The sequence below is a fragment of the Paraburkholderia sp. genome (assembly GCF_049581445.1).
In the GTDB taxonomy this organism is placed as follows: Bacteria; Pseudomonadota; Gammaproteobacteria; order Burkholderiales; family Burkholderiaceae; genus Paraburkholderia.
Map to the genome: position 1 here is coordinate 19,831 of NZ_JBAURZ010000125.1, position 14,655 is coordinate 34,485.

The following is a 14,655-nucleotide window of genomic DNA, read 5'->3' on the forward strand; positions in this document are numbered from 1 at the left end:
GCACCGCTCCGCCGGTTAATCCACCAAGTGCTTCAAAGGGCATCATGGCGTTTTCCATTCTGAGGCTTGCACGGCGCAGTATCGGCGCGCTCGGCATCGCACTGCTGACCATTGCGCCGCTCGCCGCTTACGCACTGACCCCGGCCGATATCGCGCCGCTCGCCAGCGACGACTTCGACGCGAAATCCGCAGCCATCGACAAGCTGATTGCCAATCACGACGCGGCGTCGGCTGCGCTGCTCAAAGCCTTGTCCCAGGACAACGCGCTCACCACGGACTCCGGTGAAGTGCTGATTCTCGACGGCGACACGACCAAAGACGCCATCACGGGCAAGACCGTCAGCGCACCCGATGCGCAGCCGGTCACACTCAACAATCTGCTGCGCTCAAAGGTCTCAGGTGCACTCTCGGGCTCGCAACTCGACTCCCCTGATCTGGAAACACGCCGCGCGGCGATTAACGCGCTGCTGCAAAGTCCCGATCCTTCGATGAAGCCGCTAATCGACGCACAGCGCGCGAAGGAAACCGATCCGGTGCTGAAGAAGCGACTCGACACGCTGTGGGCCATGACGGCGCTGCACAACAGCGATCCGGCGACGCGTCTCGAAGCGGTGAAGCTGGTCGCTGCACGGCACGATCTGGACATGAATGAACTGCTGCGGCCGCTCGTCGCGAAGAAGCCGGACGGCACCTTTGTGGAAAGCGACGACCGTGTGCGCGCTGCTGCACAAGCGGGCATCGACGAACTCGACGCGATCCAGCGCCGCAGCCAGATTGCCGGCACGCTGTTCGCAGGGCTGTCGCTCGGCAGCGTACTGCTGCTGGCCGCGCTCGGCCTCGCCATTACATACGGGCTGATCGGCGTCATCAACATGGCGCATGGCGAATTCCTGATGATCGGCGCATACGCCACGTATGTCGTGCAGAACCTCTTCCAGCATTACGCGCCCGGTGCCTTCAACTGGTATCCGCTGCTCGCCGTGCCGGCTTCGTTTGCCGCGTCAGGCCTCGTAGGCATCGTGCTGGAGCGGCTCGTTCTCAAGCATCTCTATGGCCGTCCGCTCGAAACCCTGCTGACGACCTTCGGCGTCAGCCTGATCCTGATTCAGGCCACCCGCATGATCTTCGGCGCGCAGAACGTGCAGGTGGAGAACCCGTCGTGGATGAGCGGCGGCGTCACGGTGATGCCAAGTCTGATCCTGCCGTACAACCGGCTCGCCATTCTGGCGTTCTCGCTGATCGTGGTGGGGATTGCCTGGGCCGTGTTGACGAAAACACGCCTGGGGCTGTTCGTACGCGCCGTCACGCAGAATCGCCGGATGGCGGCGTGCGTCGGCGTGAGGACCGCGCGGGTCGATTCGTACGCCTTTGCATTTGGCGCAGGCATCGCTGGCTTGGGTGGCTGCGCGCTGTCGCAGATCGGTAACGTGGGTCCGGATCTCGGCCAAAGCTACATCATCGATTCGTTCATGGCGGTGGTGCTGGGCGGCGTCGGTCAACTGGCCGGCACGGTGATTGGCGGCTTCGGGCTGGGGCTTATCAGCAAGGCCATCGAGCCGTTCTGGGGCGCGGTGCTCGCGAAAATCGCGGTGCTTGTGCTGATCGTCCTGTTCATCCAGAAGCGGCCGCAGGGCATGTTTGCCCTGAAGGGCCGCAGCGCGGAGGCATAAGATGACATCTGCAACCTCCCCGGCATCCGTCACGTCCGCCGGCGCCTCGCCGGACACAGAGCGGGCTGCGCAATCAGGTTTCGCGCTGGGCTTGCCGCCGCGCCCCGCGCTGCTGTCGCGGCGCGCGTGGCTGGCGCTGATTGCGCTGATCATCGTGATGGGCCTCGGCGTGCCGTTCTCGGCCCTTGTGCTACCCGAATCGAGCGCGTTCCATATGTCCGCGTACATGATGACGCTGACCGGCAAGTTCATGTGCTATGCGATCGGCGCACTCGCGCTCGATCTCGTGTGGGGCTATTGCGGCATCCTGAGCCTGGGCCACGCGCTGTTCTTCGCTCTCGGTGGCTACGCGATCGGCATGTATCTGATGCGCGCGATCGGCCACGATGGCGTCTATCAAAGCGATCTGCCTGACTTCATGGTGTTCCTGAACTGGCATGCGCTGCCGTGGTACTGGGAAGGCACCCAGCATCTCTGGTACGCGTTGCTGCTAGTGGTGCTGGTGCCGGCGGTGATCGCCTGGGTGTTCGGCTTCTTCACGTTCCGCTCGCGGGTGAAAGGCGTGTACCTGTCGATCATCACGCAGGCCATGACCTTCGCGGCCATGCTGCTGTTCTACCGTAACGAAACGGGCTTTGGCGGCAATAACGGCTTTACCGATTTCAAGCGGATCGGCGGCTTTCCAATTACCCATCCCGGGACACGCACGACTCTGTTCCTGATCACCTTCGCGGTGCTGGTGCTGGCCTTTCTGGGCGCACGCGCCATCGTGACATCGAAGCTCGGCCGGGTGGTGACCGGTGTGCGGGATGGCGAAACGCGTCTGATGTTTTTGGGTTACAGCCCGCTGGGCTACAAGCTGTTTATCTGGACCGTGTCAGCCGTGCTGTGCGGGATTGCCGGCGCGTTGTATGTGCCGCAGGTGGGCATTATCAATCCGGGCGAGATGTCGCCGGGCAACTCGATTGAAATGGCGATTTGGGTTGCGGTCGGCGGACGCGGCACGCTGATTGGACCGATTATCGGCGCGTTCGCGGTGAATGGCGCGAAGAGCTTCTTCACGGCTAACTTCCCTGAATACTGGCTGTTCTTTCTTGGCTTGATCTTCGTGCTGGTGCCGTTGCTGCTGCCGAACGGCATCATGGGGTTGATCGAACTCGCGATGCGCAAGAGGAACCGCTCATGAACGAGAACCCGATGGTGCCTGATCTTGCTTTGCCTGAAGAGCCTGCTGAGCGATCGCTAAGCGGTGTAGCGGATTTTGGACGCGTCGTAACGCCCGGCGAGATTGATGTCTCACACGGCACGATTCTTTATCTGGACGATGTGACAGTCAGCTTCGATGGATTCCGGGCGCTGAACAAGTTGACGTTATCCATTGATGTGGGCGAATTGCGCTGCATTATCGGGCCGAACGGCGCGGGCAAGACGACGATGATGGATGTGATCACCGGCAAGACCGAACCGGACTCGGGCAAGGTGTTTCTCGGCCAGACCATTGATCTCACGCGCATGAACGAGCCGTCGATTGCGCGCGCGGGGATTGGTCGCAAGTTTCAGAAGCCGACGGTGTTTGAGCAGCATCCGGTTTGGGAGAATCTTGAACTGGCGATGAAGGCGGACAAGGGATGGTGGCCGTCGTTACGGGCTCGACTCGACCGCGAAGCGCAGGCGCGGATTGAAGAGACGCTTTTGTTGATCCGGCTTGAGAGCGAGGCTCGGAGATTGGCTGGAGAGCTTTCTCACGGGCAGAAGCAGCGACTCGAGATTGGGATGTTGCTGATGCAGCAGCCTGCTCTGCTTCTTCTTGATGAGCCTGCGGCTGGGATGACTGATGATGAGACTATGCAGTTAGCTGAGCTTCTTAACCATTTGCGTGGGACTTGCTCAATGATGGTTGTTGAGCATGATATGGAGTTTGTTGCCGCGCTTTCTGGTGAGGCTGGGAAGGTTACTGTTATGGCAGAAGGGCGAGTTTTGGCTCATGGCACGCTGGATGAAGTTAAGGCTGATGAGACTGTTATTGAGTCTTATCTGGGGCGGTGAGGGTTTTGGGGTTTTTGCCTGCGGCGCTATGGTTGCTTTGCAGTGTTTGCCTTTCCTTGCATTGTTGTTGGTTTGTTGGCGGTGGCCTCTTGGTGGTTGCTTTAGCGCGTTGGCCTTCCCTGCATTGTTGTTGGTTTATTGCCGGTGGCCTCCTGGTGGTCGCCATGCGGTGTTGGCCTTTCCTTGCTTTGATATTGGTTTATTTGCGTTGCCCCTGTGCGGGGCAGCACTCACTTTCTTTGCGGCCGCAAAGAAAGTAAGCAAAGAAAGCGGCTCACACCGCCAGCTCGTAGGTGTCCACCTCTGACACAAATCCGGAGTGGTCCGAGACAAGATCGCCTCTCGCACCACCCGCTCCAGTGACAAAGGACTCATTCATCCCGCCCGCACACTCCGTGCGCGGCGGTTAGGTTCACTAAGACACCGTGCCGCCCGGTTCGCGGTTCGCGGTTCGCGGTTCGCGGTTCGCGGTTCGCGGTTCGGAGATTAAATCTCGGGTTTGAAGTTGCGAAAAGGTTTGCATGAGGGTGTTATGCCATACGGCGGGGCGCGAAGCGCGACGCTGGAGCGAATGACTGCTTTGTCACTGAGGTGGGTGGTGCGAGGGATGATCTCGTTTCGGACCGCTTTGGTTTCGGGCCAGTGGTGGACACCTACGGGCTGGCGGTGTGAGCCGCTTTCTTTGCTTACTTTCTTTGCGGCCGCAAAGAAAGTGAGTGCTGCCCCGCACAGGGGCAACGCAAATAAACCAATATCAAAGCAAGGAAAGGCCAACGCCGCAAGGCAACCACCAAAGAGAGCAGCACAACCAAACAGACCAACAAGCGCCGCAGGCAAACAACCTATACGAGCCGAAACCCGCATCAAAAAGGACAAACTGCAATGCTAGAAGTGGAATCCCTAAACCAGTACTACGGCGGCAGCCACATCCTCCGAGACGTGAAGCTAACCGTCCCGGAAGGAAAGCTAACGGTATTGCTAGGCCGAAACGGCGTCGGCAAAACAACCTTGCTCCGTTGCCTGATGGGCGCAGTGCCGTCCAAAAGCGGCGTCATCACCTGGCGCGGCACGCCGTTGACCAAACTCCCCACCTACGCCCGCGTCGCACAGGGCCTCGGCTACGTCCCCCAAGGACGTGACATCTTCCCGCGCCTCACTGTCGAAGAAAACCTCATGGTCGGCGCCGCCAGCAAAAAAGCCCCGTCGAAAGTCCCCGATCGCATCTATGAACTCTTCCCCGTCCTCAAGGACATGCGCAGCCGTCGCGGTGGCGACCTCTCCGGCGGCCAGCAGCAGCAACTCGCCATCGGCCGCGCCCTCATGAGCGATCCTCAACTGCTGATCCTCGATGAACCCACCGAAGGCATTCAGCCATCGATCATCCAGGATATCGGCCGCACCCTGCGACAACTCGTCGAAGAAATGGGCCTCACCGTCCTGCTAGTCGAGCAGTACTACGACTTCGCCAAAGCCATCGCAGATCGCTACTGGGTCATGAGCCGCGGAGAAATCGTCGCCGGCGGTGAAGGAGCAAATATGGACGATGATGGAGTGCGTGCCTTGATCGCCGTTTAAAGCCGGGTTAAGCAGCGCCTGGCAGCACGCTCGCAACCAGCCATAGCCACTCACCAAGCGCGCTATAGCCGCTTGATTGCCTTGGATCGCTGCTTGCGCGTTATGCCCGGGATGTAGCGCTTCGTACATCTGCCACATGCTATCCTCGCCGCATCCCGTTCGCGCTCCCTCGGTCGATGCGCTTCAGGCTGCCCGGAACACGAGTCCGTTCTCGCGTCACGCTGGGGCCGCCAGCGCACTAAGCCGCCAACCCGCGCGAGCCGGTTTCCATCAGACGCTGCGCCACTACGCCTATCCGCATGTCGCTTCACGAAAACCACGCTACGCTCGCCAACGCGCAGAACGCCGACCAGGCGCAGTGGCGCGCCCGGCTCGAACTCGGGTTCGCCAGGCATGGCGAACGGACCACGCTTGTGCATCGCTTGCATGATGGGCCGCTGCGCGTGCAGCGCCCGCTCTATCCCGAAGGCCACGCTATCTGCCATGCGGTGATCGTGCATCCGCCTGGCGGCGTCGCCGGCGGCGACCGACTCGATATCGCCGTCACGCTCGATGCGGGCAGTCACGGTGTTCTCACCACGCCTGGCGCCACCAAGTGGTACAAGTCGAATGGCCGCGCTGCGCTGCAGCATATCGACATCCGGGTCGGCGCCCATGCAAAACTCGACTGGCTGCCGCAAAACAACATCGTTTTCGATCACGCTAACGCCACCCTCGATTTCACGCTGACTCTTGCTGAGGGCGCCACCGCGCTCGGTTGGGATGCCACTCAGCTCGGCCGGCAAGCTGCCGGCGAGTGCTGGTCCGCCGGCAGCTTGCGAGCGGTGTCGCGTATCGTCGGGCCGTCCGGTGAATTGCTGTGGCTCGAACGCGCCAATCTCAACGCCACTGATCCGCTACGCGATGCACCTCAAGGGCTCGCTGGTTATCCGGCCTACGGAACGCTATGGGCCATCGGCCCTGCCTGCGACGACGCACTCGCCGAGACGCTTACCGCGCAACTCCCTTTCGACGCAAACTTGCGCGCGGCCGCGACGTGCGTGAGCCCAGGTGTGTTGCTGGTGCGCGCCGTAGCCCGTTCGATGGAACCGCTGCAACGTGCGCTCACGCAATGCTGGCTACATCTGCGGCCGCTCGTGCACGGCGTCGACGCGGTACCGTTACGACTCTGGACAACCTGAACAAGCCACTTCGAGGACCAATCGCGTGGACCGATCCACGGACCAAACCGGCGCACCAAATCCGCGCATCGACTCGCGCCAAGCCAGTGCAAATCGTCCCGTCAGCCGCCGCAAAGGCCCACTGCACCGGCATGGCACATAGCTTGCTCGATACGGCCCCACGATGTTGCCGCGTATTGACGGCAACCGCTTCGCTTGTCCGCCACCGCTCATCATCTATGAAACAACCGACCCTTCGCCCCGCGCGCCGCGCCTGGCTGACCGCGCTTCTGCTCGCGCCCGCGCTCGTCCTGACCACGCCCGCCGCGCACGCCGATGCGCTCGATAACATCACCAAGGCTGGCGTGCTGAAGGTCGCAGTGCCAGAGGACTATCCGCCGTTTGGCTCGGTCGGTCCGGACATGAAGCCGCAGGGCTACGACATCGACACCGCTGCGATGCTCGCCAAGGCGATGAACGTCAAACTCGAACTGGTGCCCGTCAACAGCGCGAACCGCATCCCCTATCTGCAGACCAACAAGGTGGATCTGGTGATCTCGTCGCTCGGCAAGACGCCGGACCGCGAGAAGGTGATCGATTTCTCGATCGCCTATGCGCCGTACTACCAGGGCGTGTTCGGCCCAGCCGACATCAAGGTCAGCAGCCCCGCCGACCTCACCGGCAAGACGGTCGGCGCCACACGCGGCGCGCTAGAGGAAATCGCGCTCACACAGATGGCGCCGAACGCAACGATCAAACGCTTCGAAGACAACAACGCGACCATCGCGGCATTTCTGTCCGGTCAGGTGCAACTGATCGCTGCGGGCAACATCGTGGCTGCGGCGATCAATGCGAGGAATCCGCCGCGCCATCCTGAGCCGAAGTTCATCATCAAGGACTCACCGTGCTCCGTCGGTCTGAACAAGAACGAAGGCCGTTTGCTGGCCAAGGTCAACGCCGCGATCACCCAGGCGAAAGCAGACGGTACGCTAAACGCGATGTCGAAAAAATGGTTTGGTGCGCCTCTGCCAAGCCATCTGTAAGCAGGTCGTTAATTCCGCTTGATATCTTTGTAGGCAAGCTGGCGTTAAGCTTGTCGCCGTGCACTTCGTGACACACCTGGCAACGGCGATAACGCGTGGCGCCGGTCGCATCCGTCGCCTGTCCCGCCCGGAACGGCGCAACACTACCTACCTATCCGATGAAGCTGACACCCCGTGAGAAGGACAAGCTGCTGATCTTCACCGCTGCGTTGCTGGCCGAACGCCGTCGCGCACGCGGACTGAAACTCAACTATCCGGAGGCGATCGCGTTCATCACGGCCGCGCTGATGGAAGCGGCGCGCGACGGCAAGACGGTCGCCGAAGTCATGCACTACGGCACTACCCTGCTCACCCGTGACGACGTCATGGAAGGCGTGCCGGAAATGATTCCGGACATTCAGGTGGAAGCCACCTTCCCCGACGGCACGAAGCTCGTGACCGTTCATCATCCGATTCCCTGATCACGCCCCGGAGCCCCACATGATTCCCGGCGAACTCATCACCGATGACGGTGAGCACGAACTGAACGCGGGCCGCGCCACGCTCACACTGACCGTATCGAACACCGGCGACCGCCCGGTGCAGATCGGCTCGCATTACCACTTCTACGAAGTGAATACGGCGCTCTCGTTCGATCGCGAAGCGGCCCGCGGCTTCCGGCTGAATATCGCGGCGGGGACTGCCGTGCGCTTCGAGCCGGGCCAGGAACGCACGGTCGAACTGGTCGCGCTTGCGGGCAACCGCGTGGTTTATGGCTTTAACGGTAAGGTCATGGGGCCGCTCTGAACGTACCGTGCCGCGACGTGATTAAGCGTCAGCGCGGCATCGGGCATAGCGAACCTCTTTGAGCGTCCCTGTAGCCACCTTTAGCCACTTTCCGGACTTCACACCATGACATTACGTATTGGCCGCCGCGCATACGCGGAAATGTTCGGCCCCACGACCGGCGATCGCGTGCGACTTGCCGACACTGAACTGTTGATCGAAATCGAGCGCGACTACACCACCTACGGCGAAGAAGTGAAGTTCGGCGGCGGCAAGGTGATTCGCGACGGCATGGGCCAGTCGCAGCGCGTGCACGCCGACGTGGTGGATACGGTCGTGACGAACGCGGTGATTCTCGATCACTGGGGCATCGTCAAGGCGGATATCGGAATCAAGAATGGCCGTATCGCGGCAATCGGCAAGGCGGGGAATCCGGATATTCAACCGGATGTGACGATTGCGATCGGCGCATCCACGGAGGTCATCGCGGGTGAAGGTCTGATCGTTACAGCAGGCGGCATCGATACGCACATTCACTTCATCAGTCCGCAGCAGATAGACGAAGCGCTTGCAAGCGGCGTGACGACCATGCTCGGCGGCGGCACAGGCCCCGCGACCGGCACCAACGCCACCACCTGCACGCCTGGCCCTTGGCATCTTGAACGGATGCTACAGGCCGCCGACGGCTATCCGATGAATCTTGGCTTTCTTGGCAAAGGCAACGTCAGCCTGCCCGATCCGGCTACCGAGCAGATTGCTGCGGGCGCGATTGGTCTGAAGCTGCACGAAGACTGGGGCACGACGCCCGCGGCGATCGACAACTGCCTTTCCGTTGCCGACGATACCGATACGCAGGTCGCAATCCACACCGATACGCTGAACGAAGCCGGTTTTGTCGAAGCGACGGTCGCCGCTTTCAAGGGCCGCACGATCCACACGTATCACACGGAAGGTGCGGGCGGCGGTCACGCACCGGACATCATCAAGGTATGCGGTGAGGCGAACGTGCTGCCTTCGTCGACCAATCCGACGCGGCCGTACACCGTCAATACGCTCGACGAGCACCTCGACATGCTGATGGTGTGCCATCACCTGGATCCATCGATTGCAGAGGACATCGCGTTTGCTGAGTCGCGTATCCGCCGCGAGACGATTGCCGCAGAAGACATCCTGCACGACCTGGGCGCGCTGTCGATGCTGTCATCCGACTCGCAGGCCATGGGGCGGGTGGGCGAAGTGATCATCCGCACGTGGCAGACTGCGCACAAAATGAAGGTGCAGCGCGGCGCGCTTCCCGAAGACAACCTGCGGCACGACAACTTCCGCGCGAAGCGTTATATCGCCAAGTACACGATCAATCCGGCCATCACGCACGGCATTTCGCATGAAGTCGGCTCCATTGAGCCGGGCAAGTGGGCCGATCTGGTGTTCTGGGAGCCGGCATTCTTCGGCATCAAACCTTCGCTGATTCTTAAGGGCGGCATGATCGCGCTGGCGCAAATGGGCGATCCGAACGCGTCGATCCCGACGCCGCAACCGGTCCACTACCGCGAGATGTTCGCGACGCGTGGTGGCGCGCTGGCGCGCACGTCGCTCACCTTCGTCTCGCAGATGAGCGCGGATGCAGGTATCGCCGAACGCTACGGCTTGACCAAGCGCATCGTGCCGGTGAAAAACTGCCGCAACATCACGAAGGCGGACATGATCCACAACGCGTGGCGCCCGGCGATCAGCGTCGATCCGGAAACCTATCAGGTGATCGCAGACGGCCAGTTGCTGACCTGCGAACCGGCCACGGTCCTGCCGATGGCTCAACGCTACTTCCTGTTCTAAGTCATGCGAACTATCGACAAACTGCTCGACCCGAAGATCAAGCTGGCGCCTGTGCTGGTGAAACGTGCGGCGACGCTGACGCTGGATTTCGACGCGCGTCGCAAGAGCCGTCTGGCCGCGACGCTTGATGACGGCGAAGAAGTGGCACTGGTGTTGCCGCGCGGCACGGTGCTGCGCGATGGTGATGTGCTGGTGGCGCAGGATGGCGGCCTGGTGCGCGTGATCGCGGCGGCTGAGGCTGTGCTGATGGTTCGTGCGCGCGATGTGTTGACGCTTACGCGAGCGGCTTATCACCTGGGCAACCGGCATACGCCGGTTGAGGTCGGCGCGGACTATCTGAAGCTTGAATACGATCCGGTGCTCGCCGATATGCTTAAGCGTGTCGGCGCGCTGGTCGAGCAGGTGAGCGCGCCGTTTCAGCCGGAATCTGGGGCTTATGGTGGCGGGCATAAGCACGGGCATGATGAGACGTTTGCCGAAGACTATGCGCTGGCGCAGCAGGTGTTTGGTGAGCATCATGGGCATGATCACGAACATGAGCACGGCGAAGCTCACGACCACTCGCACGAGCATAGCCACGACCACAGCGACTGCGACGCTTCCTGCGGCCACGATCACTCGAAAAAGCATGCGCATCGCTGAACTCACTGCCTTGCTGCATCTCGCGTCGCCGGCTTTGCCGATCGGCGCATTCAGCTATTCGCAGGGACTGGAAGCTGCCATCGAGGCGCAATTGATCACCGACGCCGACAGCGCCCGCGCATGGATCGCAGGCGGCCTCGACAATGTGCTCGCCCATGGCGAACTGCCGTTCCTCGCGCATCAGATCACGCGCTGGCGTGACCATGACGCGGCAGGCCTCGCACTCGCCAACAGCGAATTCCTCGCCAGCCGCGAGTCTGCGGAACTGCGCCGCGAAACCGAACAGATGGGTTGGTCGCTGCGTCAACTGTGCGTTGCTTTGGAATGGGGCGACGCCGACCGCCGCACCACCCTCGCCGCGATGACACCACTCGCGCAACCGACAGCCTTCGCCTTCGCCGCCTACACGCACGAAGTCTCCGCTGACGCGGCGCTCGCGGCCTATGCATTCAGTTGGGTCGAAAACCAGGCAGCTGCAGCCCTGAAAGCGGTCCCGCTCGGACAACTCGCAGGACAACGGATCATCGTCGCCTTGCGTGAGCCGATCGATGCCGCTGTCCAATGCGCACTTGCCACCGTTCCCGAAGACATCAATACGTTCGCGCCGCAACTGGGTATCCTGTCGGCGCGTCACGAGTCGCAGTATTCGCGGCTCTTCCGCTCATAAACCAGATCGATCATGAACGCACCTCAGCACCACACCGCCCGTCGTACGAAGAAACTGCCGCCGCTGCGCGTAGGCGTCGGCGGCCCGGTAGGCTCCGGCAAGACCACGCTGCTCGAAATGCTCTGCAAGGCAATGCGCGATCGTTACGACCTCGTGGCGATCACCAACGACATCTACACCAAAGAAGATCAGCGTCTGCTGACGGTAGCGGGCGCGCTGCCGGCCGAGCGCATCATGGGTGTCGAGACGGGCGGCTGCCCGCACACTGCGATACGCGAAGATGCTTCCATCAACCTCGAAGCAGTCGAGCGCATGCTGACGCGCTTTCCCGATGCGGATATCGTGTTCATCGAATCGGGCGGCGACAATCTCGCGGCAACCTTCAGCCCGGAGCTGTCGGACTTGACGATCTATGTGATCGATGTCGCCGGCGGCGAAAAGATTCCGCGCAAGGGCGGTCCGGGGATTACGAAGTCGGATCTGCTGGTGATCAACAAGACCGACCTCGCGCCGATGGTCGGCGCGAATCTGGACGTGATGGCTTCGGACGCGAAGAAAATGCGCGGCGAGCGGCCGTTCGTGATGAGCAATCTGAAGGCGCTGGACGGTCTCGCCGACGTGATTGCTTTCATTGAGAAGAAGGGGTTGCTGACGGTTTGAGCGGGCAGCAACGGCCCGTCCATCACTCCGGCAACAACGCCATCAACACATCCACCGTACGCGCTGTCGCTCCGCGATGGCGCGCGGCAAACGCCGAAGCCGCGCCGCCCATCGCCATGCGCCGCGACTTGTCGTTGAAGAGTTCGCGCAACGCCCGCGCCAGATCAGCGGGATCCTGCACCTGCACTGCCGCCCCGGCCGCGACCGCATCCGCCGTAGCCTGGGTGAAATTGAACACATGCGGCCCAATCAGCACCGGCACGCCCACCGCACACGCTTCGATCAGATTTTGCCCGCCGAGCGGCAACAAACTACCGCCGATAAACGCCAGATCCGAAGCCGCATAGTAAGCACCCAACTCCCCCATTGAATCGCCGAGCAACACCGTCACGTGTTCCGCCAGCGGACGGGTCACGCTCAAAGCCGATGCACCGGCCGCGCCCGGCGCCCACGTCGAGCGACGTTCGTAACGCAGCCCCGCCTTCTCGACCAGCGCCGCGACCTCATTGAACCGCTGAGGATGGCGCGGCACCAGAATCAGCAGTGCATCCTCGACGCCCAGCGCTGCAAAAGCCTGCAGCACCAGTTCTTCTTCACCTTCACGCGTGCTGGCCGCGACCCACACCGGCCGCGCACCGATCGCCGCGCGCCACGCATGACCACGCGCCGCGAGTTCCGGCGGCGTGCTCATGTCGAACTTCAGATTGCCAAGCACCGCAACATTGCGCGCGCCCAGCGCCGTGAGACGCTCAGCATCGGACGGGCTCTGGGCCAGCACCCGCGCAAAGCCACCAAACACTTCACGCGTACCTGTGCCGAATTTCGCGGCCCGCTTGTACGAGCGGGCCGACATCCGCGCGTTGGTCAACACGAGCGGCACATCGGCACGACGGCATTCGTCGATCAGAGTCGGCCAGACCTCCGTTTCCATCACGAGACCAAGCGACGGCCGCCATGCATGCAGAAAGCGCCGCACCGCACGCGGCATGTCGTACGGCAGATAGCTGCGCAACACGCGGTCGCCGAAAATCTGCTCGCCGGTGGCCCGGCCGCTCGGTGTCATATGCGTGAGGAGAATGCGGGCATCGGGACGCGCTCTCAGCAGCGCCTCGATGAGCGGCTGCGCCGCCCGCGTCTCACCTACCGATACCGCATGCACCCAGATCAACGGCGTATCGTCTTCCGGCAAGCGTCCGCGCGTATAGCCGAAACGCTCGGCGATATGCTCGCGATAGCCACGCTCCTTGCGCGAACGGATCAACAGACGCAGCACCGCGAGCGGCGCGACAATCCACCAGAGCGCGTTGTAGATCGCCCTTAGCATTCGCGCTCCGCGCTCGTGTTTCGATTGAAATTAAAATTGAAGTTGGCGCGGCAGTGCGCGAAGCCGGCGGCGCTCAAACCAGCGCCCTGCCCTTGAGCCGTTCGAGAATGCCGAGCGGCGCGCATTCGGGTTGCGCCATTGCCTTGACTGGCAGGAAGAAGGTCTGTTCCATCATGAACTGGCCGGACATCACCGCGTGCGAGGTCTGATCGGAGAAACACACCCAGACGCAGCCCGGCGGAAACGGCATGGTCTCCTGCGGGCTCGACTTCTGATACTCGAGATCGGCCTTCATGCCGTCGTGCAGGTTCAGCATCAGATGATCGTATTCGCTGCGCGGCGATTTGGTCACATGCAGCAGGTTCATCAGCCACGCGGCGCCAGGCATCTGCGGCTTGATGCGCGGCAGGAAGCGTTTGGCCATGTCTTCGAACGGCTCGCCCACCCGCCAGACGCGTGGTGCGCCTTGTGGGTTCACGTTAGTGAAAACGCGCAGGATGCGCTCGCCGTAGTTTGGGCGCGACGGGAACGCATCGACGTGCAGACGGCTATCGTCCTTGCGCCATGAAGTCTGACGCGTTTCCACCTGATGCAGCCGCAAGCTCGTCGGCGCCACGCGCAGCTTGCCGTCGTATTCGGGAAAAAGTCCATCTACAAGGGTACGGGCGTTGGTCTGATAGCGCGCAATCAACGCGCGCACCGCCGATTGCGTAACGGCATCGCCCACCACGCCGTGCAGCGCGCCGCCATTTGGCTCAAGGCTGATGTTCTTGCGATTCGGATCCGCGAGCGCAGGATTGAGTAACGCCTGCTCGCCGCCGTCGATCGCAAAACGCAAATTGGGGAAATACAGCACCTTGCCGCGTTCGACGCCGGCCAGGAGCGTCTCGCGCGGCACGGACAGGTCGTGTCCGTGCCAGTCAGCGCTGGTTACTTCGATGATCTGGGTTTCGTTCATATTCGCCATTCCTGTTACAGCAGGCCAAAACCGGTCAGCGCCGACTTCACCTGTTGCAGGGTTGGCGGCTGTCCGGCGGTGCCGAGATTGATCACGTTCGGCGACCAGTAGCCACCGGTCCGCCAGGCGGTCGCGAAATTGTACAACTCGACCGTGGGCCGCTTCAGCGCGGCTGCGATATGAACTAGACCTGTATCAACCCCGACCGTCGCCGCAGCGCCGTCGATCAGACCCACCACGGCCGCCAGCGACAGACGCGGCGGCACGATCGCCGCAGCGCCGAACTCCTTGGCGAGCCGCTCGCTGGTGGCG

At 62.0% G+C, this 14,655-nt stretch carries 15 protein-coding genes; 12 read left to right on the forward strand and 3 right to left on the reverse strand.

All coding sequences use genetic code 11. The features are described from left to right. Positions 1–44: 44 nt before the first annotated feature. The 12 genes from urtB to ureG all read left to right on the forward strand — a co-directional run bounded on the left by urtB (position 45) and on the right by ureG (position 12,061). Positions 45–1,670 carry an urea ABC transporter permease subunit UrtB gene (gene urtB, locus WCA85_RS11575; RefSeq protein ID WP_424063947.1) on the forward strand — a complete coding sequence of 542 codons (1,626 nt, stop codon included), beginning with the start codon at positions 45–47 and terminating at the stop codon, positions 1,668–1,670. A gap of 1 nt (position 1,671) precedes the next feature. Then, positions 1,672–2,856, forward strand: a complete 1,185-nt coding sequence (gene urtC, locus WCA85_RS11580; RefSeq protein WP_424063949.1) for an urea ABC transporter permease subunit UrtC — start codon at positions 1,672–1,674, stop codon at positions 2,854–2,856. After that, positions 2,853–3,716, forward strand: a complete 864-nt coding sequence (urtD, locus tag WCA85_RS11585; protein WP_424063951.1) for an urea ABC transporter ATP-binding protein UrtD — start codon at positions 2,853–2,855, stop codon at positions 3,714–3,716. The genes urtC and urtD overlap by 4 nt, the downstream gene beginning before the upstream one ends. Positions 3,717–4,598: 882 nt before the next feature. Further along, a complete protein-coding gene (gene urtE, locus WCA85_RS11590; protein WP_424063953.1) occupies positions 4,599–5,291 on the forward strand; it encodes an urea ABC transporter ATP-binding subunit UrtE in 693 nt (230 codons plus the stop codon). Positions 5,292–5,590: 299 nt separating this feature from the next. Next, complete coding sequence (locus WCA85_RS11595) at positions 5,591–6,472, forward strand: urease accessory protein UreD (RefSeq protein ID WP_424063954.1); 882 nt, start codon at positions 5,591–5,593, stop codon at positions 6,470–6,472. Between the two features lie 218 nt (positions 6,473–6,690). Beyond that, complete coding sequence (locus tag WCA85_RS11600) at positions 6,691–7,494, forward strand: transporter substrate-binding domain-containing protein (RefSeq protein ID WP_424063956.1); 804 nt, start codon at positions 6,691–6,693, stop codon at positions 7,492–7,494. A gap of 158 nt (positions 7,495–7,652) precedes the next feature. After that, positions 7,653–7,955, forward strand: a complete 303-nt coding sequence (gene ureA / locus WCA85_RS11605) for an urease subunit gamma (protein ID WP_011487082.1) — start codon at positions 7,653–7,655, stop codon at positions 7,953–7,955. Between the two features lie 19 nt (positions 7,956–7,974). Further along, positions 7,975–8,280: an urease subunit beta gene (locus WCA85_RS11610; RefSeq protein WP_424063958.1), complete on the forward strand. Its 306-nt coding sequence runs from the start codon at positions 7,975–7,977 to the stop codon at positions 8,278–8,280. A 105-nt stretch (positions 8,281–8,385) separates the two neighbouring features. Continuing rightward, positions 8,386–10,092, forward strand: a complete 1,707-nt coding sequence (ureC, locus tag WCA85_RS11615) for an urease subunit alpha (RefSeq protein ID WP_424063960.1) — start codon at positions 8,386–8,388, stop codon at positions 10,090–10,092. A 3-nt stretch (positions 10,093–10,095) separates the two neighbouring features. Further along, the gene (gene ureE, locus WCA85_RS11620; protein WP_424063962.1) at positions 10,096–10,734 is read left to right on the forward strand and encodes an urease accessory protein UreE; all 639 of its coding nucleotides are present in this window, start codon (positions 10,096–10,098) and stop codon (positions 10,732–10,734) included. Continuing rightward, positions 10,721–11,401, forward strand: a complete 681-nt coding sequence (locus tag WCA85_RS11625; RefSeq protein WP_424063964.1) for an urease accessory protein UreF — start codon at positions 10,721–10,723, stop codon at positions 11,399–11,401. The genes ureE and WCA85_RS11625 overlap by 14 nt, the downstream gene beginning before the upstream one ends. Before the next feature lie 12 nt (positions 11,402–11,413). Continuing rightward, entirely contained in the window at positions 11,414–12,061 is a 648-nt protein-coding gene (gene ureG / locus WCA85_RS11630) for an urease accessory protein UreG (protein WP_424063965.1), read from the forward strand. A gap of 22 nt (positions 12,062–12,083) precedes the next feature. Here the strand turns inward: ureG and waaA are convergent, their stop codons facing one another. The 3 genes from waaA to WCA85_RS11645 form a co-directional block, all read right to left on the reverse strand. Then, positions 12,084–13,385 (reverse strand): lipid IV(A) 3-deoxy-D-manno-octulosonic acid transferase, encoded by a 1,302-nt coding sequence (gene waaA / locus WCA85_RS11635; RefSeq protein ID WP_424063967.1) that lies wholly within the window; start codon positions 13,383–13,385, stop codon positions 12,084–12,086. Between the two features lie 73 nt (positions 13,386–13,458). Beyond that, entirely contained in the window at positions 13,459–14,343 is an 885-nt protein-coding gene (locus WCA85_RS11640) for a Kdo hydroxylase family protein (protein ID WP_424063969.1), read from the reverse strand. Positions 14,344–14,357: 14 nt separating this feature from the next. Then, the coding region (locus tag WCA85_RS11645) for a glycosyltransferase family 9 protein (RefSeq protein WP_424063971.1) at positions 14,358–14,655 on the reverse strand (298 nt) is incomplete at its 5' end.